Origin of the sequence: Nocardioides phosphati (assembly GCF_014646375.1) — a bacterium.
GTDB classification, from domain to species: Bacteria; Actinomycetota; Actinomycetes; order Propionibacteriales; family Nocardioidaceae; genus Nocardioides; species Nocardioides phosphati.
In genome coordinates, this window is sequence record NZ_BMNI01000007.1 from 135,143 (window position 1) to 156,122 (window position 20,980).

A 20,980-nucleotide genomic window follows, 5' to 3' on the forward strand; every position below is an offset into this window, starting at 1 on the left:
ACTGCTCCCGCTCGCCGGGGGTGTTCGGGCTGTAGCGCAGCTTGGTAGCGCACCTGACTGGGGGTCAGGGGGTCGCAGGTTCAAATCCTGTCAGCCCGACCGAAGGACGAGGCCGGATCCGCGAGGGTCCGGCCTTCGTCATTCCCGGGCGCGATAGCGTGCGCGGGTGCTGATCTCCCACCGCCTGGCCGCCCGCGCCATCCACGCCGCCTGGCGCCGGATGGAGTTCTGGGGCTCCGTCGCCCCCGGCACCGACAAGGCCGACGAGTTCGGCACCTTCGGCCGGGGCTCGATGATCACCTTCCCGTACGCCGCACTCTTCGGCTGCGCGGAGATCCACCTCGGCGAGGACACGCTGATCGGCCGTCACTGCTCCCTGAGCGTCGGCTACGGCGACGAGGACCCGTCGCTCCCCCACCGCGGCCTCGTCATCGGCGACCGCTGCGTCATCGGACAGCGCGCCACGATCACCGCGCACGCGTCGATCGAGATCGGCGACGACGTCTGGTTCGGCCAGGACGTCTTCGTCTCCGACTCCGGCCACGGCTACCAGGACCCCGATACCCCGATCGGCGTCCAGTGGGGCGAGCGGTCCCCCGTCGCGATCGGCTCCGGCTCCTGGATCGGCCACGGCGCGATCCTTCTGCCCGGCACGCGCCTGGGCCGCAACACCGTCGTCGCGGCCGGCAGCGTCGTCCGTGGCGAGTTCCCCGACCACGCGGTCGTCGGTGGAGTGCCTGCCAAGGTGCTGCGCACCCTCGAGCCCGGCCTCGGGTGGGTCACCGCCAGCGGCACCGGCGAGGTGCGGCCGATCTGGCGCCACGAGGACGTCGAGCGACTCCTCTCCGGCGAGGCCTGAGCCCCGGAGCAGCGCCGGCTGACGCCGTGCGTCAGGCGATGACCGACTCGGCCGCGAGCAGGCCGAGCTCGCCGAGCAGCGCGTCACGGCGTACGACGAGCTCGCCGACCGTCTCGACGAAGCGGCGCGTGCTGTCGCCCACCGCGAGGTCGTCGAAGTAGTGGTGCCGCATCGCGACGCGCGCGAGGTGGTGCGCGTCGTGCTCCAGGCGGTCGGTCACCAGCGCGGTGAGCTCACCGATGTTGTCGCAGTCGACCACGTCGGCGCAGCGGCTGACCGGGACCTCCAGGCGGAGGCGGTCGGCGTCGTGGTGGCGATCGGTGATGAGGATCGGCTTGTCGGTCTGCAGGTAGAGCCAGTCCAGGCCGACCGACGACACGTCGGTGACCATCGCGTCGCAGCTCGGGAAGACCGCGAGGATGTCGCCCGTGAGCACGGCCTCGTGGCCGGCGTCGGCGTCACGGCGTACGGCGTCGGCGAGCAGGTCGAGGATCGCCAGGTGGTTGTCGCGGATCGCAGGCGTCTCGCTGGTGACGACGCGCGGGTGCGGCTTGTAGACGACCCGCGCGTCAGGGACGGCGAGCAGGGACCGCACGATCTCGGGGCCGAAGAGGTCGACGGAGGTGTAGTCGTTGTACTCCGCGTCGCCCTCCCAGGTCGGCGCGTAGAGCACCGTGCGGCGCGCGGACGGCTCGACGATCGGGTCGGGCCGCAGGTCGAGCTGGGGGCGACCGATCCGCACCAGGCGCGACTCGTCGAGCTCCATCAGCGCGGCGCGGTGGCGCTGGACGGCCGCCTCGCCGGCCACGAACACGCGGTCGTAGGCCTTGGCGTTGTTGCTCACCATCGACTGCTTGTCGCTCTCGCCGTGGTTGATGTGCACGTGCAGCATCCGGCTCTGGAGCAGCGAGTTGAAGTTGAAGAGGCTGTTGTTGCAGTAGACCGCGACCTTGGGGTCGATCTCGGCGTACAGCTCGGCGAGGTCGTTGAACCCCGGCGCGTCGAAGACCCGCAGCCGCGTGTGCTCACGGACGATCGCGGCAGTCTCCTCGTTGCGGGTCACGATGCCCGTCGGATGGGTCGCGTCCAGACGCTCCAGCACCGGCAGCCACTGCAGCAGCTGGTAGACACGGGCCGGGTCGTCCGCGAAGTACGCGATCACGTGAGGGTTCTGCACGTCCGAATTTTACGGTCTCCGGACCAGTGCTCGTGACCACGGGTTTCCGGATCCGCCGCAGGTCAGGAGCGGACCTGCCTCGCGCTCCACGTGGCGCCGTCGTCGCCGCTCCGTGCCACCGTGTCGCCGCCCACGACGACCGCCGTGTCGTTGTTGGTGAAGAGGCCCCAGGGACCGTGTCCCTCGACGCAGTGGGCAGGCTGGAAGTGCGTGCCACCGTCGGTCGAGCGCTCCACCTGGACGCCCTCGCAGCCGGCGTCGGGGACGAGCGCGAGCGCCGTGGTCGCCGAGACGAAGCCCACGGCCTGGACGTCGTGGTTGTTGCCCAGGATCGACCAGTCGTCGCCGCCCGAGACCGTGCCGAGCAGGCGGCCGTCGGTGCAGGCGAGCCGTGCGACGTGGTCGTCGATCCCGGTGATCGCCCCGGGCTCGCAGGGCACGTCGACCTGGCCCGACGGCGCGTGCACCTGGTTCATCGTGCCGGGGATGAGCGACCAGATCGCGGGGAGGGCGTCGAGCGCCTTCCAGGTGCGACCGGCGTCCGTGGTGCCGTAGCCGACCGCCTTGCAATCGGTGTCCACGCCGACGAGCGTCGCGGTGTCGTGGCCCGTCACGGCGATGCCGCCGACGGCTGCGAGGCCCTTGACATCGCTGGTCAGCACGCTGCCCTTGGTGTCGATGACCGCGACCTTCGCGGTGCCGTTCGACGTGCAGTCGCGCCGCTCGGCGACCATCACCGGCCCGCCCTCCGCGGACGCGCCCACGACGAGCGCGGTGCTCTGGCTCCCCGCGTCGCCCGCCGGCGAGGCGGAGGCGGACCCGGTCGCCTTGCCCGAGGGGTGGGCCGACGGCGACGCCGAGGCGGTCGCCGAGGTGCTGACGGACGGGACGACGAGCGGCCCGCCTGCGCCCGGGGGCGCGGGGTCGGGCTTGACGACGAGGATTCCCAGGCCGATGGCGAGGACTGCTCCCGCCCCCAGGGCGAGATCGGTGATTCGAGGCACGGCGAGAGGCTACCGGTGCGGGAGGTGTGCCGTCCGGTACTCCGGGTACCTCGCCATCACCGCTTTCCGGACCCAGGAGGGAACCAGTGAACGACGTCGTCGAGCTGATCATGAAGGACCACCGCGAGGTGGAGCGTCTGTTCGAGCAGCTGCGCACGGATCCGGCCAGCCGCCCGGGTGCGCTGCCGGTGCTGACGACCCTGCTCTTCGCCCACAGCCGTGCCGAGGAGTCCGAGGTCTACCCGGTCGTCGCCGACGAGGTCGGCGCCTCTGACCACGTCGAGCACAGCCAGGAAGAGCACGTCGAGGCTGACGAGCTCCTGGCGAAGCTCGCCGACACCGACCCGGAGAGCCCGGAGTTCCTCACTGCCCTCGAGGAGGTCGTCAAGGCGGTCTCCCACCACATCGAGGAAGAGGAGGAGACCGTCCTCGCCGACATGCGTGGCGGTCTCTCCGACGAGCGGCGCGCCGAGCTCGGCGCCGCGTTCCTCGCGACGCGCGAGCAGCACCTGGGCGAGCAGCCCGAGGACATCACCCGTGACGAGCTGCGCCAGCAGGCCGCCAACATGGACGTCCCCCAGCCCCGGGGCACGACCAAGGACGAGCTCCAGCAGAAGCTGCGTGAGGAAGCCAGCAAGTGACGTACGCCGCGGGGGCGGCGCGCGCTACTTCTTGCGCTTCTCCCGCGGCTGCACCTTGATCTCGATCGGCGTGCCGACGAAGCCGAACTCCTCGCGCAGGCGGCGTTCGATGAACCGCTCGTAACCGGCGTCGAGCTTGCCGGTCGTGAAGAGCTTGAACGTCGGGTGCGCGACCGAGACCTGCGAGCCGAACAGGATGCGGGGCTGCTTGCCACCGCGCACCGGGTGCGGGTGCTCCTGCACGAGGCGGCCGAGGAAGCCGTTGAACGTGCCCGTCGAGATGCGGGTCTCCCAGCCCTCGAGCGCGCGGTCGAGCGCGGGCACGAGGCGGTCGATGTGCCACCCCGTGCGAGCGGTCAGGTTGATGCGGGGCGCCCACTGGACCTGGACGAGCTCGCGCTCGATCTCGCGGTCCAGGTAGTAGCGGCGCTCCTCGTCGACGAGGTCCCACTTGTTGAAGGCGATGACGAGGGCCTTGCCCATCTCGCGGACCATCTGGATGATCCGGACGTCCTGCTCGGCGATGCTCTGCTCGGCGTCGAGGACGAGCACCGCGACCTCGGCCCGCTCGATGGCGGTCGCGGTGCGCAGGCTGGCGTAGTACTCGTGGCCGGAGGCCTCCTTGACCCGCTTGCGGATGCCCGCGGTGTCGATGAAGCGCCACTCGCGGCCGCCGAACTCGATCAGCTCGTCGACGGGGTCGACGGTCGTGCCGGCGGCGTTGTCGACGACGACGCGCGTCTCGCCGGCGAGCTTGTTGAGCAGCGACGACTTGCCGACGTTCGGACGGCCGACGATCGCGATCCGGCGCGGGCCGCCGATCTCCTTGCCCTCGCGCTGCGGCGGCGGCTCGGGGAGCACGGCCAGGACGGCGTCGAGCATGTCACCGGTGCCGCGGCCGTGGGCGGCGGAGATCGGGAACGGCTCGCCGAGGCCGAGGTTCCACAGCGAGTACGCCTCGATCTCGAGCGCCATGTTGTCGGTCTTGTTGGCGGCCAGGATGACCGGCTTCTTCGACTTGCGGAGGATCTTGACGACCGCCTCGTCGTCGTCGGTGATGCCCACCGTGGCGTCGACGACGAAGAGCACGGCGTCGGCGAGGCTGACGGCCACCTCCGCCTGCTGCGCGATGTTGAGGGCCAGGCCCTCGGCGTCGGGGATCCAGCCGCCGGTGTCGACGACGGTGAACGCGCGGCCGTTCCAGGTGGCGTCGTACGAGACGCGGTCGCGGGTCACGCCCGGACGGTCCTCGACGACGGCCTCACGGCGGCCGATGATCCGGTTGACCAGCGTGGACTTGCCCACGTTGGGGCGGCCGACGACGGCCAGCACCGGGACCGGGCCCGTGTCTCCGTCGTCGTGGGGGTAGGCCTCGTCGTACTCGCTCATGCGTGGTCGTCCTGTTCAGCTGGAAGGGTGCCGGGAAGTTCCCGCCCGGTGAGGACCTTCGCGTCCTCGAGCGCCGCACGGAGGTGCTGGCGCAGCGACGCCGTGGCCGACCCGACCTGTTCCTGGGTCCGCGGCCACGACACCGCCTGCAAACGGTACGGGGCGGCGAAGACCATGTCCAAGTGCGCGCCCCGCGGCGGCAGGCTCGAGGAGCTCCCGCCCGGCTCGCGCGTGCCGAACAGCGTGACCGGAACCACGGGTGCGCCCGTCACCAGCGCGAGGTACGCCGCTCCCCCGTGGACCTCGCGCAGCTCACCGTCACCCCGGGCTCCCTCCGGGAAGATGCCGACCACGTCACCGCGCTCGAGCACCGCCAGGCAGGAGCGGACCGCCGCCGTGTCGGGATGCATCCGGTCGACCGGGATCTGTCCGGCGGCACGCAGGAAGGGCGACAGCGGCCCGGCGAAGAGCTCGCGCTTGGCCAGTGCGTGGACCGGCCGCGGTGCGAACGCCGCGAGCAGCGGACCGTCGAGGAAGCCGATGTGGTTGCTGGCCAGGATCACCGGCCCGGTGGCCGGCACGTGCTCGCCACCGTGCAGCCGCACGTCGTACTGGCGGCGGACCAGCCACCGCGCGGCCGGACGCGCGCGACGCAACAGGGCCGTGGGCGGGACCTGCGCAGCAGTCATCGGCGGGCGTTCGGCGCCGAGGCTCAGCGGACGGCGGCCTCGACCAGCGCGACCACCTGCCCGATCACCTCGTCGAGGGAGTACGGCGTGGTGTCGATGTGGTGCGCGCCGTCGGGCATCGTCAGCGGCGCGGTGGCACGGCTGGAGTCGATCTTGTCCCGTGCAAGGAGCGAGGCCTCGACCGCGGCGGCGTCACTGCCGCCCTCCTCGAGGGCGCGACGCGCCGCACGGGCAGCCGGGTCGGCGGTCATGTAGACCTTGACGGGCGCGTCGGGCGCCACGACCGAGCCGATGTCGCGGCCCTCGACGACGATGCCGCCCGCGCCGATGATGTCGCGCTGCAGCTGGAGCAGGCGGGCCCGGACCTCGGGCACCGCGGAGACCGGGCTGACCGCGCCGGTCACGGCCTCGCCGCGGATCGCCTCGGCGACGTCGGTGCCGTCGACGGTGATCGTCGGCGCGAGCGGGTCGGTGCCGGAGACGATGTCGGGCTTGCCGGCCTGCTCGGCGATCGCCGCGGGGTCGGTGAGGTCGACGCCCTGCTCGAGCATGAACCAGGTCATCGCACGGAACATCGCGCCCGTGTCGAGGTAGCGGAGGCCGAGCCGGTCGGCCACGCCGCGCGAGGTGCTCGACTTGCCGGAGCCCGAGGGTCCGTCCATGGCGACGACGATGGTGGCGAGAGTGGTGCTGCTCATGAGGCGGGAGCCTACTGGTGGACGGCCCACCCGCGCGCCTCGAGCGCCGCGACCAGCACCTCGACACGCGCGACCTCGACCACGAGCTCGACCTGGCCACCGGCACGTGCCGGGTCGTGGTCGATGCGGACGTCCTCGACGTTGACGCCCGCCTCGCCGACGTCGACGAAGAGCCGTGCCAGCTCGCCCGGGTGGTCGGGCACGTGCACGAAGACGGAGGCCATGGGACGCACGGGGCCGCCGTGCTTGCCCGGGATCGCCCGCGTGCCCGCGACGCCGTTGGCGAGCACGCCCTCGAGTGCCTCACGGTCGTCGCTGCGGATCGCCGCCTCGAGCAGGTCGAGGTCGGAGCGGATCTGGCCGAGCAGCTCGAGGATCGCGGGCGCGTTGGCCGGCACGATCTGCAGCCACATGCCCGGGTCGGTGCCCGCCACCCGGGTGACGTCGCGGACGCCGGGTCCTGACAGCGAGAGGTGGCCCTCCGGCGCCTCGGCCAGCCGGCCCGCGACGAGCGCGGACATCAGGTGGGGCACGTGGCTGGTGCGCGCCACGGCACGGTCGTGGTCGTCGGGGTCGAACGCGAGCGGCATGGCGCCGGTCAGCGCGACCAGCTCCTCCACCAGTCCGCGAGCGGCCCCGGAGGTGCTCGTGTGCGGCGTGATCGCCCAGGGACGGCCCTCGAAGAGCGTCGGCGTGGCGGTGAGCGGGCCACTGTGCTGGGTGCCCGCCATCGGGTGGCTGCCGCAGTAGCGGTCAGCGGCGACATGGCTGGCGACCGTGGCGAGGGGGCCCGACTTCACGCTTCCGACATCGGTGACGACGGCCGCCGGGTGCGCCTCGAGCGCAGCGACGATGACATCGCCGAGATGGTCCGGCGGCACGGCGACCACCACGAGCTGCGGCTCAGGCTCGTCACCCGTCACGGGTACGCCGGCGCCGAGGCCACTCGCCGTACGCAGGTTGTCGGGGTTGAGGTCCTCGAGCTGCACGTCGAGGCCGCGGGCGCGCAGCGCGAGCCCGATCGACGCGCCCAGGAGGCCGGCACCGACGATCCGCACGGGGCCGGTGAGCTGCCCCGCCGGGCGCTCAGGCATCGGCGGGCCCGTCGGCGACCTCGTCGGGAACCTCGCGGACCTTGGTCAGGTCGCGGCGCAGGTTGGCCGCGCCGTGGAGGTAGACGTGGGTCACGTCGGCACGCGGGAGGTCGGTCTCGACATGGGCCATCATCCGGACCACGCGGGGCATGGAGCCCTCGATCTCGAGCTCCCGGGCGCAGACGAGCGGTACGTCGTGGAAGCCGAGGATCCGCGCGGCGTACGCCGGGAACTCGCTGGTCAGGTCGGACGTCGAGGTGAAGATGATCGAGATGAAGTCGTCGACGGTGATGTCGTTGGCCTCCATCACGCCGCGCACCATCTCGGCGACCCGGTCGAGCATCTGCTCGCGGGTGTCGCTGTCGAGCTGGGTGGCGCCTCGCACCGCGCGCACTGCCACGGGATCTCCTCAGGGCTCAGGGTTTCCGACGCGCAAACCCTAGCGGGCGCGCCGCCGTCGCCGCGCCCCACGGGCCCCGCGCAGTAGGGTCCGGACATGGCCGACGGAAACCGCACCACCTATGTCCTCGTCGATGGCGAGAACATCGACGCCACCCTCGGCGGCAACATCCTCGGCCGTCGCCCGCGCGCCGACGAGCGTCCGCGGTGGGACCGCGTGCTGCAGTTCGCCGAGGAGCGGTGGAAGCAGCCGGCCCAGGGCCTCTTCTTCCTCGCGGCCAACAACGAGCTGCCGATGGCGTTCGTCCAGGCGCTGATCGCGATCGGCTACCGGCCGGTGCCGCTGTCCGGCGCGCCGGGCGAGAAGGTCGTCGACATCGCCATCCAGCGCACGCTCGAGGCGCTCCAGGACCGCGACGACGACGTCATCCTGGTCAGCAACGACGGTGACTTCGTCGACGAGATCGACGAGCTGCTCGACGGCCGCCGGGTCGGCGTCGCGGGCTTCGTGGAGTTCCGCAACAGCGGCTTCCAGCAGCTCGTCGGCGCGGGCCTGCAGACGTTCGACCTGGAGTACGACGTCCAGGCGTTCAACGAGCCGCTCCCCCGCATCCGGATCATCCCGATCAACGAGTTCGACCCGGCGCAGTTCCTGCTGTGACCCTTGCGGGTCGACCGGCCCTCGCGGGCCGGGCGGCTGGCTAGAGCAGCTCCATCCGGGCGTACGGGCTGGTGACGCGGACCTTCTGCGACCCGAAGTCGACGAGCACGGCGTGGGGCTCGACACCGATCACGCGGCCGAGGCCGTAGGTGTCGTGCGAGATCCGGTCCTCGAGCGCGTACTGCACGATCGGGACCTCGACCTTCGGGGCGAAGGGGCTGGAGGCGAGGTGGCGCGGACCGCGGGCCGACATGGTGCTCATCTCCGCCAGTATGCGCCCTCGGACGCACTTTCCCTGCATGCCGAGGGAAACTGCCTCGCCGGAGCGCTCAGAGGCCGACGCCGTCGAGCAGCGCGCCGAGCTCGTCGTCGGTCAGCTCGCGGACCTTGCCGACCTGCAGTCCGGTGAGCGAGACCGGGCCGAACGACGTGCGGGTGAGGCGGCGTACGGGATGGCCGACGGAGTCGAGCAGCCGCCGCACGATCCGGTTGCGCCCCTCGTGGATGGTCAGCTCGACGATCGAGCGGCCGGTCGGGTTGCCCTTGGGCCCGGCGACCAGGCGCACGTGGCTCGGGTGCACGGGGCCGTCGTCGAGCTCCACGCCTCCGCGGAGCTTCTTCAGTGTCGCGGGCCAGACGTCGCCGTCGACCTCCGCGACGTACGTCTTGTCCACTTCGTACGACGGGTGCGCCATGCGGTGCGCGAACTCACCGTCGTTGGTGAGCAGGATCAGGCCCGAGGTGTCGGTGTCGAGGCGGCCCACGTGGAAGAGCCGCTCCGGGCGGTCGTCGACGAAGTCGGTGAGGGTCTTGCGGCCCTCGGGGTCGCTCATCGTGGAGACCACACCGCGCGGCTTGTTGAGCACGAGGTAGACGTGGGGCGAGACCGGGGGAAGCCGCTTGCCGTCGACGTGGATCACGGCGGTGGCCGGGTCGACCTTGGTGCCGAGCTTGCTCACGACCTCGCCGTTGACCTCGACCAGCCCGTCGAGCATGAGTTCCTCGCACTTGCGCCGCGACGCGACGCCGGACTGCGCCAGGAACTTCTGCAGCCGGACCAGGCCCTCGTCGTCGGTCTCGACCTGGGAGCGCGTGAAGCGGTTCGTCTCGCCGCTCATGCCGACCCCTCCGCGAAGGCGGCGGCCAGCTCGTCCTCGAGGTCGTCCATCTCGGGGAGGAAGGGCGCCAGCTCGGGCAGCTCCTCCAGCGAGGTGACACCGATGCGCTCGAGGAAGTAGCTCGTGGTGCGGTAGAGGTTGGCGCCGGTCTGCTCGTCGCTGCCGGCCTCCTCCACCAGGCCGCGCGACAGGAGGGTGCGCATGACGCCGTCGACGTTGACGCCGCGGATCGCCGAGACCCGGGCGCGCGAGACCGGCTGCTTGTACGCAACGACCGCGAGGGTCTCGAGCGCCGCCTGCGTGAGGCGCGCCTGCTGGCCGTCGAGCACGAAGGCCTCGACCACCGCGGCGTACTCCTCGCGGGTGTAGAAGCGCCAGCCTCCGGCGACGTTGCGCAGCTCGAAGCCGCGGCCCTGCTCGGTGTAGTCCTCGGCGAGGGTCTGCAGTGCGCCGACGACCTCCTCGACGGGGTAGCCGACGGCGGAGGCGAGCGTCATCGTGTCGAGCGGCTGGTCGGCGATCATCAGGATCGCCTCGAGCGCCGGGTTGAGGTCGGCGACGGCGACCGACAGGGTCGTCTCCTCGGTCTGGTCAGTCATCGCTCTCCTCCGGGAGGGGTACGTCGTCGGTCGGGTCGACGGGGGCGCCCTCGAACTCGTCGATCTCGAAGTCAGTGTCGTCGTCGCCGGTCCACCGCACCGACAGGTCGCCCAGCGGCGAGACCTGGTCGAAGGCGATGGCGCCCTCGCGGTAGAGCTCGAGCAGCGAGAGGAACCGCGCCACCCGGGTGAGCGTGTCAGGAGCGTCGCCGCACAGCGCGCGGAAGGTCAACGTGCCCGACCGCTTGAGCCGGTCGACGACGATGCCCGCCTGCTCGCGCACGGAGACGGTGTTCTGGTGGATGTGGTGGGTCGGCAGCGCGAGCACCGGCTTGGGTGCCATCGCCTTCGCAGCCAGCGCGGCGAACTGGTCCAGGCCGATGCCGATCAGCACCTCGGGCAGGAGCGACGCGAAGCGCTCCTCGAGGCCGACGGCCCGAGGGTGGCGCTTCTCCTCCCCCGCCATGCGCGCCTCGAAGACACCGGCGACCTGCTTGAACGCCTTGTACTGCAGGAGCCGGGCGAAGAGCAGGTCACGCGCGTCGAGCAGCGCGAGGTCCTCTTCGTCCTCGACGTCACCCTGCGGCAGCAGGCGGGCCGCCTTGAGGTCGAGCAGGGTCGAGGCGACCAGCAGGAACGAGGTGGTCACCTCGAGGTCCCAGGCCTTGCCGCCCGCCTTCACGTGCGCGATGAACTCGTCGGTGACCCGCGAGAGGGCGACCTCGGTGATGTCGAGCTTGTGCTTCGAGATCAGCGACAGCAGCAGGTCGAACGGACCCTCGAAGTTGTCGAGCCGGACCTCGAAGCCGCCCGACTCGGCAGCGCCCTCGATCGCGTCGGACGGAAGGGCCTCGGCAGGAGCCTCGGGGGCTGTGGTCACCGGGCCCTCAGCCGGCGGACGAGCGCGGAGTCCTCACCGTGGGCCTCGAACTCGGCGAGGACGAGCGCGACCGCCTCGCGGACGACGCGGCCACGGTCGGCGGCGATGCCGTGCTCGCGACGCAGCACCAGGCGGGTGTGCTCGATGTCCATCAGCTCGTCGGAGGTGATGTAGACGGTCATCTTCTCGTCGTGCCGGACCCGACCGGAGGACGCGCCCTTGCGGGCCGGCGCCGCCGGAGCGGGCGCCGGGTCCGTGCTGCCGAGGTTGGGGACGGCCTGCAGCGACGCGGCGGTCGGACGGAAGAGGTCGTCAGCCGCCGGCATGCTCACACGTCGAGACACCGAGCTGCCACCTCCCTGGCGAGCTGGCGGTACTGGTCGGCGCCCGACGACGTCGCGGCGTACGTCGTGATCGGCTCGCCGGCGACCGTCGAGTCGGAGAACTTCACGGTGCGGCGGATCACGGTGTGGAAGACCGTGTCGCTCCAGCCGCGGACGAGCGTCTCCATGACCTCACGGCTGTGGAGCGTGCGGCCGTCGAACATCGTGCCGAGCAGGCCGTCGATCTGCAGGCCCGGGTTGAGGCGGCTCTTGACCTTGTCGATCGTGTCCTTGAGGAGGGCCACGCCGCGGAGCGCGAAGTACTCGCACTCGAGCGGGATGATCACGCCGTGGGCCGCGGTCAGGGCGTTGACCGTGAGCAGGCCGAGCGACGGCTGGCAGTCGATCAGGATGACGTCGTAGCGGTCGCGCACGGCGGCGAGCTTGCTCGCGAGGACCTGCTCGCGGCCGACCTCGTGGACGAGCTGGATCTCCGCGGCGGAGAGGTCGATGTTGGCGGGCAGCAGGTCCATGCCCTCGACGTTGGTGGCGACCACGACGTCGTCGAACGAGGTGGCCGGGTCCATCAGCAGCTGGTAGGTGCCGACCTCGATCTCGTTGGGGTTGAGGCCCAGGCCCACCGAGAGCGAGCCCTGCGGGTCGAAGTCGACGAGCAGGACCTTGCGGCCGTACTCCGCCAGGGCGGCACCCAGGTTGATCGTGGTGGTCGTCTTGCCGACGCCGCCCTTCTGGTTGCACATCGCGATGACGCGCGCGGGTCCGTGCGAGGTGAGCGGCCGCGGGTCGGGGAAGACCGGCATGGGGCGGCCGGTGGGGCCGAGCTCGCCGGTGAGGGCGGGCGTGGCGGGGGCGGAGGGGAAGGCGCTCACGGTCGCTCCTGCGTCGGTGGGGACCGGCGGCCGGACGAGGGGCGGCATCTCCGGCGCGGTCGTGCCCGTGGGGGTGAATCCGCTCATCAGCCAGCTCTCCTCGAGGTCGTGGTCCGTTTGTCGACACGGCGACAACTCGCCGTGTTGACCGGACTCTAGGGGTGCCCTCTGACAGGTCACAAGGCGGCCCTGCGTTGTCCACCGGCACCATCGAAATCTGTGTACGACGTGTGGAATCGCCCCCGCTCAAGTGCACAGGAAGGCCTTGCCTGTGGAGCAATCTGTGGACGAAACGCCGGGCCTGACAGTGGCGTCCGTGGACGCTCGCCGCCGTCGTCCGGCCCTGCGCGTCGATGCGCATAGGGTCGTTCCATGGACCTCGCCGCCCGCATCCGCGACCGCCAGGGCCGCTTCGTGCTCTTCGCCCTGACGCCGCCCCGCCGCGCGACCGCGCCCGAGCGCGTCGCGGAGATCGCAGAGGCCACCAAGGCCCGGCTCCGGCCGCTCGACCTCGACGGCCTGGTGCTCTACGACATCGACGACGAGAGCTCCCGGAACCCGTCCGAGCGCCCCTTCCCCTTCACGCCGACGCTCGACCCCGCGGCGTACCTCTCGGGTGAGCTGGCCGACTGGGAGACCCCCGTCGTCGTCTACCGCGCCGTCGGCAAGTACGACGCCGGCTCCCTCGAGCGGTGGGTCAGCGACCAGGACCCCGGCCGCACGCTCTCCGTGCTCGTCGGGGCCGCCTCCAGCGACAGCCGGCCCCCGCTCGCGCTGGGCGAGGCGCAGGAGCTGGCCACCACGACCAACCCCGACCTTCTCCTCGGCGGCGTCGCCATCCCCGAGCGCCACACGCGCCGCGGCAACGAGCACGAGCGGCTGCTCGCGAAGCAGGCGGCGGGCTGCCGGTTCTTCGTCACGCAGGTCGTCTACGACGTCAACGCGGCCAAGAACCTCGTCTCCGACTACGCCTACGCCTGCCGCGACGCCGGCATCGCGCCGGTCCCGGTCGTCTTCACGTTCTCGGTGTGCGGCTCGATGAAGACGCTGGAGTTCCTGCGCTGGCTCGGCGTCGACGTCCCCCGCTGGATCGAGAACGACCTGCGCCATGCCGAGGACACGCTGCAGGCGTCGTTCGAGCAGGCGCTCGACGCGGCGACCGAGCTGGTGGCCTACTGCGAGCGGCTCGGGGTGCCCTACGGGCTCAACGTCGAGAGCGTGTCGATCCGCAAGGTCGAGATCGACGCCTCGGTCGAGCTGGCGCGCCGGCTGATCGAGCACGTCCGCCGTCCTGCTTGACCTCGAGCGCACTCGAAGGCGCAGACTGGTCCGGTGTCCTTCACGATCGCCGAGGTCGCCGAGCTGACCGGCCTCACCGCCCACACCCTGCGCTACTACGAGCGCGACGGGCTCCTGCTCGGCCCGGTGGAACGAGCGGCATCGGGCCACCGTCGTTACACCGAGCGCGACCTCACCTGGATCACGCTGATCACGCGCCTGCGCGCAACCGGGATGCCGATCCGCGACGTGAAGCGGTACGCCGCGCTGGTGCGCGCCGGAGCCGGCAACGAGCAGGAGCGGCTCGACCTCCTGCTCGCGCACCGGTCACGGGTCGAGGCGCAGCTCGCCGAGATCACCGGGCACCTGCGCGCCGTCGACCACAAGATCGGGATCTACGAGGGAAAGGTCGAGCAGGCGCTTGACTTCAAGCGCGCTCGAACGCGTTGAGTGGACGGCATGACGACTCCACGACGCATTCTCGGCACGGCTTCTCCCCTCGACGTCTCGGCTCTCGGCCTCGGCTGCATGGGCATGTCGGAGTTCTACGGCACTCCGGACGAGGCGGGTGGCATCGCCACCATCCACCGCGCGCTCGACCTGGGCGTGACCTTCCTCGACACGGCCGATATGTACGGCCCCTTCACCAACGAGCAGCTGGTCGGCCGCGCGATCGCCGACCGCCGCGACGAGGTCCAGCTCGCGACCAAGTTCGGCAACCAGCGTGCCGCCGACGGCAGCCGCCTGGGCATCAACGGACGCCCCGAGTACGTCCACGCCGCCTGCGACGCGTCGCTCGAGCGGCTCGGCGTCGACCACATCGACCTCTACTACCAGCACCGCGTCGACAAGACCGTGCCGATCGAGGAGACCGTCGGCGCGATGGCAGAGCTCGTGGCGGCCGGCAAGGTGCGTCACCTCGGCCTCTCGGAGGCGTCCGCGGAGACCATCCGTCGGGCGCACGCCGTCCACCCGATCACCGCGCTGCAGACGGAGTACTCGCTCTTCACCCGCGACCTCGAGGACGAGATCCTGCCGGTGGTGCGCGAGCTGGGCATCGGCCTGGTCCCCTACTCCCCTCTCGGGCGCGGCCTGCTGACCGGCGCGATCACGACCGAGAGCGGGGCCGACGGCACCGCGGACTTCCGCCGCTCGGCGTACTTCCCGAGGTTCCAGGGCGACGCGCTGGCGCAGAACCTCAGCCTCGTCGACAACGTCCGCGCGATCGCCGAGGCGAAGGGGGCGACGCCCGGTCAGGTCGCCCTCGCGTGGGTGCTCGCGCAGGGCGATGACATCGCGCCGATCCCCGGCACCAAGCGGGTGCGGTACCTGGAGGAGAACGCCGGTGCGCTCTCCGTCGACCTGACCGCCGACGACCTGGCTGCGCTCGAGCGGGCCGTGCCGCGCGACGCAGTCGCCGGCGACCGCTACGGCGACATGTCGCACATCGACGCCTGACGCACGCGTGTTGCGCTGTCGCTGACACCCGCGCAGGCGTCAGAGGCAGCGGAACGCCGTGCCCCGCACGACGGCCTCACCACAGGCATCGGTGGCGTCGAGGTCGACCTCGGCCTCGATCACCCAGTCGTGGTCACCCTCGGGGTCGGCGATCGTCTGGACCGCCTTCCAGAGCCGGCCGCTGCGCTCGATCGTCAACATCTTCGGCCCGCGGGCGTCGCCGTCGGTGCCGATCGTGTCGTGCTCGGCGTAGTACGCCTCGAGGGCGTCGTCCCAGCGACTGCGGGTCATCGCCACCTCGGCGGGCGGCTCGGTGCGGTCTGCAGCGTCGCGCTCGAGTCGCATCAGCCCGTCGAGGTCGTCGCGCGCACAGAGCTCGACCCGGCGCCACATCGCGTTGCGGACCATCACCAGGAACGCCGCGGTGTCGGTGAGCGCGCGCGGCGGCTTCGGCGGCTCGTGGTGACTGACCTCGGGGGCGACGTCGTCGGGGTGGGCCAGCGCCTCCCACTCGTCGAGCAGGCTCGAGTCGGTCTGGCGCACCGTCTCCCCCAGCCACTCCACGAGCTCCTCGAGCTCGGGCGTGCGCTGGGCGTCGGGCACCGTCTGCCGCAACGTGCGGTAGGCGTCGGTGAGGTAGCGCAGCACCAGCCCCTCGGATCGCGCGAGCTGGTAGCGGGAGACGAAGTCGGTGAACGACATCGCCTGCTCCCACATCTCGCGGACGATGCTCTTCGGGCTGAGTGCGTCATCGGGGAGCCAGGGGTGCTTCGACCGGTACATCTCGTACGCCGCCCCCAGCAGCTCGGCGAGCGGCTGCGGCCAGGTGATCTCCTCGAGCAGCGCCATCCGCTCGTCGTACTCGACGCCGTCGGCCTTCATCTCCTGCACGGCGGCGCCGCGAGCGACGTACTGCTGGGCGAAGAGGATCTGCCGGGGCGCCTCGAGCACCGACTCGATGACCGAGACGGTGTCGAGCATGTAGCTCTCGGACGCCGGGTCGAGCAGGTCGAGCACCTCGGTGGCGAAGTGGGCCAGCGGCTGGTTGAGCGCGAAGTCGGCAGGCAGCGTGTCGGTGAGGACGTAGCGCCGGCCGAACTCGTCGAGCTCGTCGAGGCGGGTCAGCACGCCGCTGGCCACGAGCGACCTGGTCAGCCGCAGCGCACGACGGGTGAGCCGGAGCTGCGAGCGGCGGTCCTCGTGGTTCTCCTGCAGGAGCCGGCGCATCGCCTCAGCGGTGTCCTCCTCGCGGGCTGCGACGTTGAGGAGCATCGAGTTGTCGACCTTCATCCGGCTCTGCAGCGGCTCGGAGGTGCCGTCGACGAGCTTGGTGAAGGTGGCCTCGGTCCAGACGACGGAGCCCTCGGGCGGCTTGGAGAGCTGGGCCTTGGAGTTCTTCTTGCCGGCGGCGCGCCGCTCCTCCGCCTTCGCCTTGGCCTTCTCGTTGGCGATGACGTGCTCGGGCGCCTGGACCACGACGTAGCCGGCGGTGTCGTAGCCCGCCCGGCCGGCCCGCCCGGCGATCTGCAGGAACTCGCGCACACGCAGCACGCGCGACCGGCTGCCGTCGTACTTGGCCAGGCCGGTGAAGAGCACGGTGCGGATCGGCACGTTGATGCCGACGCCGAGGGTGTCGGTGCCACAGATGACGGTGAGCAGTCCCTGCTGCGCGAGCTGCTCGACCAGGCGGCGGTAGCGCGGCAGCATGCCGGCGTGGTGCACGCCGATGCCCGCCTTGAGCAGCTGGCTGAGCGTCTTGCCGAAGCCCGCGCCGAAGCGCACCGGCGCGATCCGCTCGGCGATCGCCGCCTTCGTCTCGGCGGCCACCGGCAGCTTCGCCTTGAGCAGCGACGTCGCGTGCTCGACTGCGTCCTTCTGGGTGAAGTGCACGACGTAGACCGGCGCCTGCTTCGTGGCGACGAGCTCCTCGAGCGCCTCGGACATCGGCGTCAGCGACCAGCTGAAGTGCAGCGGGATGGGCCGCTCGGCGCCGTCGACGAGCACCGTCTCCCTCCCCGTACGCCGGGAGAGGTCCTCGCTGATCGGCGTCACGTCGCCGAGGGTCGCGCTCATCAGCAGGAACTGGGCGTGCGGCAGCTCGAGCAGCGGGACCTGCCACGCCCAGCCACGGTCGGGCTCGGCGTAGTAGTGGAACTCGTCCATGACGACGAGACCGACGTCGGCGGCCCGCCCCTCGCGCAGCGCGATGTTGGCGAGCACCTCTGCGGTGCAGCAGATGATCGGCGCATCGGGGTTGACGCTCGCGTCGCCCGTCAGCATGCCGACGTCCTCGGCCCCGAACACCTCGCAGAGCGCGAAGAACTTCTCGCTCACCAGTGCCTTGATCGGCGCGGTGTAGAAGCTCACGCGGTCGTCGGCGAGCGCGGCGAAGTGGGCGGCGATCGCGACCAGCGACTTGCCCGAGCCGGTCGGGGTCGCGAGCACGACGTTGTTGCCCGCCAGGATCTCGAGGACCGCCTCCTCCTGGTGCGGGTAGAGCTCGATGCCGCTCTTCTCCGCCCACGCGGAGAACGCGTCGTACCCGGCCTCTCCGTTGGTCGTGCTCATCGGGCCCTCGGGTGCGCGGTGGCGAAGACCTCGCGGAGGTTGTCGACGGTGACCAGCGTGTAGACCTGCGTCGTCGTGACGCTGGCGTGCCCGAGCAGCTCCTGCACGACACGTACGTCGGCGCCGCCGTCGAGCAGGTGCGTCGCGAACGAGTGGCGCAGCGTGTGGGGCGAGACGTCCCTGGTGACGCCGGCGAGGTCGGCGGCCTTCACCAGCACGGCCCACGCCGACTGGCGCGAGAGCCGGCCGCCGCGGGAGTTGAGGAAGACCGCACCGGACGGCGTCTGCGGACCCATCAGGTCCGGCCGTGCGTCGCGGAGGTACGCCGCCACGGCATCGCGCGCGTAGGAGCCGATCGGGACCAGCCGCTCCTTGGAACCCTTGCCGCGCAGCAGCACCTGGCCGAGCTCCAGGTCGATGTCGTCGATGTCGAGGCCGACGGCCTCGGAGATGCGCGCGCCGGTGCCGTAGAGGACCTCGAGCAGCGCCCGGTCACGGAGCGCCAGCTGGGTGCCCGCAGCGCCTGACGCCTCGAGGATCGCCTCGACCTCCGAGAGCGGGAGGGCCTTGGGCAGCCGCTTGGCCGGAGCCGGTGGCTTCACGGCGGCGGCCGGGTCGTGGGTCGCGAGTCCGTCGAGCACGGCGAACTTGTGGAAGCCGCGCACCGCTACGATCGTGCGCGCCGCGCTCGTCGAGCCGAGTGGCGGGTGGTCCGCGTCGCCCTCACGCAGGCGCACGAGGAAGTCGGAGACCGTCTGCTCGGTGATCGCGTCCATCTCGGTCACGTCGCGAGCAGCCAGGTAGGCGGCGTAGCGCCGGAGGTCGCGGCGGTAGGAGCTCAGCGTGTTGGCGGCCAGGCCACGCTCGACGGCGAGGTGGTCGAGCCAGGTGCGGATGGCGCGCTCGATCGGCGAGCCGCTCACGCCAGGCCCTTGGCCCGCGCCAGCAGCAGGGCCAGCGCGATCGGCGCGTCAGCGATGCGGCCGTCGAGCACCGCGGCGTACAGCTCGTCGAAGGGGGCGCGGAAGACCTCCATCTCGGCCTCCTCCGCATGGAGCGCGAAGTCGCCGCGACTGGCCGGAGTGAGGCCGCGGGCGAGGTAGAGATGGTGCTGCTCGGCGCTGATGCCGGGGCTGGCCCAGACCGAGGCCAGGTGGACCCACTCGTCGGCGGCGAGCTCGACCTCTTCGCGGAGCTCGCGCTTCGCGACCTCCAGGGCGTCCTCTCCCGGCTCGTCGCAGAGCCCGGCCGGCAGCTCGACGAACGAGATCTGCGCAGGGTGCCGGTACTGCTGGAGGCAGGGCACGCGCCCGTCCTCGTCGATGGCGAGCACGATCGCCGCGCCCGGGTGCTCGACGACGAGACGCCGGAACGGCGCGCCCTTCCCGTTGCCGTCGGCCCCCGGAAGCCGGACCTGGTCGGAGCGGAGCGCGACCACCCAGCCGTCCCGATGGAGGTCCTCGGAGGACCCCACCGGCCACGACTCGGGGCGGTCAGCGATCGGCACGGTGCGGATCAGTCCTCGATGCGGTCGTCGGGGGTGTCCTCGACCTTGTGCAGCTTCGACTCGTCGATCGGGATCCGCAGCTCGCGCTGGCGCTCGATCGCGGCCTTGACCAGGCCGGCGAAGAGCGGGTGCGGCCGGGTCGGGCGCGACTTCAGCTCAGGGTGCGCCTGCGTGGAGATGTAGTACGGGTGGACGTCCTTCGGCAGCTCCACGAACTCGACGACGTCGAGGTCCGGGTTGATGCCGGAGAAGACCATGCCGGCGTCCTCGAGCTGCGCGCGGTAGGCGTTGTTGACCTCGTAGCGGTGGCGGTGGCGCTCGGTGATGAGCTCCTCGCCGTACACCTCGCGGGCGAGCGTGCCCTTGCCGAGCTTCGCCGGGTAGGAGCCGAGGCGCATCGTGCCGCCCAGGTCGCCGCCGCCGCCGACGATGGCCTTCTGCTCCTCCATCGTGGCGATCACCGGCTCGGGGGTCTCGGGGTCGAACTCCGTCGACGCCGCCTTGTCGAGGCCCAGCACGTTGCGGGCGTACTCGATGACCATCGACTGCAGGCCCAGGCAGATGCCGAGCGTGGGGATGCCGTGCGTGCGGGCGTACTGCAGCGCGCCGAGCTTGCCCTCGAGGCCACGGATGCCGAAGCCACCGGGGACGAGGATCGCGTCGACGTCGGCGAGGTGCTTCGCGGCACCGGCGGGGGTCTCGCACTCGTCGGAGGCGATCCACTCGACGTTGACCTTCGCCTCGTTGGCGAAGCCGCCGGCGCGCAGCGCCTCGGCCACGGAGAGGTAGGCGTCGGGCAGGTCGATGTACTTGCCGACCAGCGCGACCGTGACCTCCTCCTTCGGGTGGTGCACCCGCTTGAGCAGGTCGTTCCAGACCGACCAGTCGACGTCGCGGAACGGCAGGTCCAGCTTGCGTACGACGAGGGCGTCGAGGCGCTCGCGGTGGAGGACCTTCGGGATGTCGTAGATGGACGGCGCGTCGGCAGCCGTGACCACGGCGTCCTCGTCGACGTCGCACATCAGCGCGATCTTCGACTTGATGCTCTGCGGCAGCTCGCGGTCGGCGCGGCAGACCACGGCGTCCGGCTGGAGACCGATCGTGCGGAGCGCGGCGACGGAGTGCTGCGTCGGCTTGGTCTTCAGCTCCTTCGACGGACCAATGTAGGGCACCAGGGAGACGTGGATGAAGAAGACGTTGTCGCGCCCGATCTTCTGGCGGACCTGGCGCGCGGCCTCGAGGAACGGCAGCGACTCGATGTCGCCGACGGTGCCGCCGACCTCGGTGATGACGACGTCGACGTCCGGCGCGTGCATCGCCAGGATCCGGTCGACGATCTCGTTGGTGATGTGCGGGATGACCTGGACGGTCTCGCCGAGGTACTCGCCGCGACGCTCCTTGGCGATCACGTTGGAGTAGACCTGACCGGTCGTCACGTTGGCGTTGCCGACGAGGTCGGTGTCGAGGAACCGCTCGTAGTGACCGATGTCGAGGTCGGTCTCGGCGCCGTCCTCGGTCACGAAGACCTCACCGTGCTGGAACGGGTTCATCGTGCCCGGATCCACGTTGAGGTACGGGTCGAGCTTCTGCATCGTGACCCGCAGACCGCGAGCCTTGAGAAGAGCACCCAGGCTGGAGGCGGTGAGGCCCTTGCCGAGGGACGACGCAACGCCTCCGGTGACGAAGACGTGCTTGGTCTGCGCGGCACTGGCCAAGGGAACTCCCGTTGTCGAATCTCTATCGGCTAC

General features: G+C 71.2%; 23 protein-coding genes and 1 tRNA gene. 7 read left to right on the forward strand and 17 right to left on the reverse strand.

Going from position 1 to position 20,980, the window contains the following annotated elements; genetic code table 11:
* Positions 1–25: 25 nt before the first annotated feature.
* Together IEX47_RS13790 and IEX47_RS13795 are read left to right on the forward strand one after the other, a co-directional pair.
* Positions 26–99 (forward strand) — tRNA-Pro (locus tag IEX47_RS13790).
* Between the two features lie 67 nt (positions 100–166).
* Positions 167–859, forward strand: a complete 693-nt coding sequence (locus IEX47_RS13795; protein ID WP_229662877.1) for an acyltransferase — start codon at positions 167–169, stop codon at positions 857–859.
* Between the two features lie 31 nt (positions 860–890).
* On the opposite strand, the gene IEX47_RS13800 is transcribed toward IEX47_RS13795, so the two are convergent.
* A complete protein-coding gene (locus IEX47_RS13800; protein WP_188784576.1) occupies positions 891–2,036 on the reverse strand; it encodes a CDP-glycerol glycerophosphotransferase family protein in 1,146 nt (381 codons plus the stop codon).
* A gap of 62 nt (positions 2,037–2,098) precedes the next feature.
* Entirely contained in the window at positions 2,099–3,040 is a 942-nt protein-coding gene (locus tag IEX47_RS13805; protein ID WP_188784577.1) for a beta propeller repeat protein, read from the reverse strand.
* 86 nt (positions 3,041–3,126) lie between these two features.
* On the opposite strand from IEX47_RS13805, the gene IEX47_RS13810 reads away from it, so the two are divergent.
* The gene (locus IEX47_RS13810; RefSeq protein WP_229662878.1) at positions 3,127–3,681 is read left to right on the forward strand and encodes a hemerythrin domain-containing protein; all 555 of its coding nucleotides are present in this window, start codon (positions 3,127–3,129) and stop codon (positions 3,679–3,681) included.
* A gap of 24 nt (positions 3,682–3,705) precedes the next feature.
* Here the strand turns inward: IEX47_RS13810 and der are convergent, their stop codons facing one another.
* From der to aroH, 5 genes are read right to left on the reverse strand one after another with little or no spacing between them, the layout of a single operon-like run.
* Positions 3,706–5,070 (reverse strand): ribosome biogenesis GTPase Der, encoded by a 1,365-nt coding sequence (gene der, locus IEX47_RS13815; protein WP_188784578.1) that lies wholly within the window; start codon positions 5,068–5,070, stop codon positions 3,706–3,708.
* On the reverse strand, positions 5,067–5,759 hold the full coding sequence (locus IEX47_RS13820; RefSeq protein WP_188784579.1) for a lysophospholipid acyltransferase family protein: 693 nt from the start codon (positions 5,757–5,759) through the stop codon (positions 5,067–5,069). Before IEX47_RS13820 ends, der begins: the two co-directional genes overlap by 4 nt.
* A 23-nt stretch (positions 5,760–5,782) precedes the next feature.
* Complete coding sequence (gene cmk / locus IEX47_RS13825; RefSeq protein WP_188784580.1) at positions 5,783–6,457, reverse strand: (d)CMP kinase; 675 nt, start codon at positions 6,455–6,457, stop codon at positions 5,783–5,785.
* Positions 6,458–6,468: 11 nt separating this feature from the next.
* Positions 6,469–7,551, reverse strand: a complete 1,083-nt coding sequence (locus IEX47_RS13830; protein WP_188784581.1) for a prephenate dehydrogenase — start codon at positions 7,549–7,551, stop codon at positions 6,469–6,471.
* Positions 7,544–7,951: a chorismate mutase gene (gene aroH / locus IEX47_RS13835; RefSeq protein ID WP_188784582.1), complete on the reverse strand. Its 408-nt coding sequence runs from the start codon at positions 7,949–7,951 to the stop codon at positions 7,544–7,546. Before aroH ends, IEX47_RS13830 begins: the two co-directional genes overlap by 8 nt.
* A gap of 96 nt (positions 7,952–8,047) precedes the next feature.
* On the opposite strand from aroH, the gene IEX47_RS13840 reads away from it, so the two are divergent.
* Entirely contained in the window at positions 8,048–8,611 is a 564-nt protein-coding gene (locus IEX47_RS13840; RefSeq protein ID WP_188784583.1) for an NYN domain-containing protein, read from the forward strand.
* A gap of 40 nt (positions 8,612–8,651) precedes the next feature.
* On the opposite strand, the gene IEX47_RS13845 is transcribed toward IEX47_RS13840, so the two are convergent.
* The 6 genes from IEX47_RS13845 to IEX47_RS13870 all read right to left on the reverse strand — a co-directional run bounded on the left by IEX47_RS13845 (position 8,652) and on the right by IEX47_RS13870 (position 12,508).
* Positions 8,652–8,873: a hypothetical protein gene (locus IEX47_RS13845; RefSeq protein WP_188784584.1), complete on the reverse strand. Its 222-nt coding sequence runs from the start codon at positions 8,871–8,873 to the stop codon at positions 8,652–8,654.
* Positions 8,874–8,940: 67 nt separating this feature from the next.
* The gene (locus IEX47_RS13850; protein WP_308423282.1) at positions 8,941–9,729 is read right to left on the reverse strand and encodes a pseudouridine synthase; all 789 of its coding nucleotides are present in this window, start codon (positions 9,727–9,729) and stop codon (positions 8,941–8,943) included.
* Positions 9,726–10,328 carry an SMC-Scp complex subunit ScpB gene (gene scpB / locus IEX47_RS13855; RefSeq protein ID WP_188784585.1) on the reverse strand — a complete coding sequence of 201 codons (603 nt, stop codon included), beginning with the start codon at positions 10,326–10,328 and terminating at the stop codon, positions 9,726–9,728. The genes IEX47_RS13850 and scpB overlap by 4 nt, the downstream gene beginning before the upstream one ends.
* Positions 10,321–11,208 carry a segregation and condensation protein A gene (locus IEX47_RS13860; RefSeq protein WP_188784586.1) on the reverse strand — a complete coding sequence of 296 codons (888 nt, stop codon included), beginning with the start codon at positions 11,206–11,208 and terminating at the stop codon, positions 10,321–10,323. The genes scpB and IEX47_RS13860 overlap by 8 nt, the downstream gene beginning before the upstream one ends.
* Entirely contained in the window at positions 11,205–11,552 is a 348-nt protein-coding gene (locus tag IEX47_RS13865) for a hypothetical protein (protein ID WP_229662879.1), read from the reverse strand. The genes IEX47_RS13860 and IEX47_RS13865 overlap by 4 nt, the downstream gene beginning before the upstream one ends.
* Positions 11,537–12,508: a ParA family protein gene (locus tag IEX47_RS13870; protein ID WP_373289228.1), complete on the reverse strand. Its 972-nt coding sequence runs from the start codon at positions 12,506–12,508 to the stop codon at positions 11,537–11,539. The genes IEX47_RS13865 and IEX47_RS13870 overlap by 16 nt, the downstream gene beginning before the upstream one ends.
* A 285-nt stretch (positions 12,509–12,793) precedes the next feature.
* Between IEX47_RS13870 and IEX47_RS13875 the strand changes: the two genes are divergently transcribed.
* The 3 genes from IEX47_RS13875 to IEX47_RS13885 are packed head-to-tail and all read left to right on the forward strand — an operon-like array spanning position 12,794 to position 15,157.
* Positions 12,794–13,720 (forward strand): methylenetetrahydrofolate reductase, encoded by a 927-nt coding sequence (locus IEX47_RS13875; RefSeq protein ID WP_188784588.1) that lies wholly within the window; start codon positions 12,794–12,796, stop codon positions 13,718–13,720.
* Positions 13,721–13,753: 33 nt separating this feature from the next.
* Entirely contained in the window at positions 13,754–14,149 is a 396-nt protein-coding gene (locus IEX47_RS13880) for a MerR family transcriptional regulator (protein ID WP_188784589.1), read from the forward strand.
* Between the two features lie 9 nt (positions 14,150–14,158).
* Positions 14,159–15,157: an aldo/keto reductase gene (locus IEX47_RS13885; protein ID WP_188784590.1), complete on the forward strand. Its 999-nt coding sequence runs from the start codon at positions 14,159–14,161 to the stop codon at positions 15,155–15,157.
* Positions 15,158–15,196: 39 nt separating this feature from the next.
* Here the strand turns inward: IEX47_RS13885 and IEX47_RS13890 are convergent, their stop codons facing one another.
* The 4 genes from IEX47_RS13890 to pyrG are packed head-to-tail and all read right to left on the reverse strand — an operon-like array spanning position 15,197 to position 20,947.
* Complete coding sequence (locus tag IEX47_RS13890; protein ID WP_188784591.1) at positions 15,197–17,725, reverse strand: DEAD/DEAH box helicase; 2,529 nt, start codon at positions 17,723–17,725, stop codon at positions 15,197–15,199.
* A complete protein-coding gene (xerD, locus tag IEX47_RS13895) occupies positions 17,722–18,648 on the reverse strand; it encodes a site-specific tyrosine recombinase XerD (RefSeq protein WP_229662880.1) in 927 nt (308 codons plus the stop codon). The genes IEX47_RS13890 and xerD overlap by 4 nt, the downstream gene beginning before the upstream one ends.
* Entirely contained in the window at positions 18,645–19,232 is a 588-nt protein-coding gene (locus IEX47_RS13900) for an NUDIX domain-containing protein (RefSeq protein WP_188784592.1), read from the reverse strand. Before IEX47_RS13900 ends, xerD begins: the two co-directional genes overlap by 4 nt.
* Positions 19,233–19,240: 8 nt before the next feature.
* Positions 19,241–20,947, reverse strand: coding sequence for a CTP synthase (gene pyrG / locus IEX47_RS13905; RefSeq protein ID WP_188784593.1), 1,707 nt, complete (start codon positions 20,945–20,947; stop codon positions 19,241–19,243).
* Positions 20,948–20,980 lie beyond the last annotated feature (33 nt).

What these genes read in the sequence shown, in the direction of transcription:
- IEX47_RS13840 (WP_188784583.1), top strand. Translation starts at nt 8,048, where the DNA reads ATGGCCGACGGAAACCGCACCACCTATGTCCTCGTCGATGGCGAGAAC.
- IEX47_RS13885 (WP_188784590.1), top strand. Translation starts at nt 14,159, where the DNA reads ATGACGACTCCACGACGCATTCTCGGCACGGCTTCTCCCCTCGACGTC.
- IEX47_RS13845 (WP_188784584.1), bottom strand. Translation starts at nt 8,873, where the DNA reads ATGAGCACCATGTCGGCCCGCGGTCCGCGCCACCTCGCCTCCAGCCCC.
- IEX47_RS13890 (WP_188784591.1), bottom strand. Translation starts at nt 17,725, where the DNA reads ATGAGCACGACCAACGGAGAGGCCGGGTACGACGCGTTCTCCGCGTGG.
- IEX47_RS13850 (WP_308423282.1), bottom strand. Translation starts at nt 9,729, where the DNA reads ATGAGCGGCGAGACGAACCGCTTCACGCGCTCCCAGGTCGAGACCGAC.
- der (WP_188784578.1), bottom strand. Translation starts at nt 5,070, where the DNA reads ATGAGCGAGTACGACGAGGCCTACCCCCACGACGACGGAGACACGGGC.
- IEX47_RS13820 (WP_188784579.1), bottom strand. Translation starts at nt 5,759, where the DNA reads ATGACTGCTGCGCAGGTCCCGCCCACGGCCCTGTTGCGTCGCGCGCGT.
- IEX47_RS13830 (WP_188784581.1), bottom strand. Translation starts at nt 7,551, where the DNA reads ATGCCTGAGCGCCCGGCGGGGCAGCTCACCGGCCCCGTGCGGATCGTC.
- scpB (WP_188784585.1), bottom strand. Translation starts at nt 10,328, where the DNA reads ATGACTGACCAGACCGAGGAGACGACCCTGTCGGTCGCCGTCGCCGAC.
- cmk (WP_188784580.1), bottom strand. Translation starts at nt 6,457, where the DNA reads ATGAGCAGCACCACTCTCGCCACCATCGTCGTCGCCATGGACGGACCC.
- IEX47_RS13870 (WP_373289228.1), bottom strand. Translation starts at nt 12,508, where the DNA reads ATGAGCGGATTCACCCCCACGGGCACGACCGCGCCGGAGATGCCGCCC.
- IEX47_RS13875 (WP_188784588.1), top strand. Translation starts at nt 12,794, where the DNA reads ATGGACCTCGCCGCCCGCATCCGCGACCGCCAGGGCCGCTTCGTGCTC.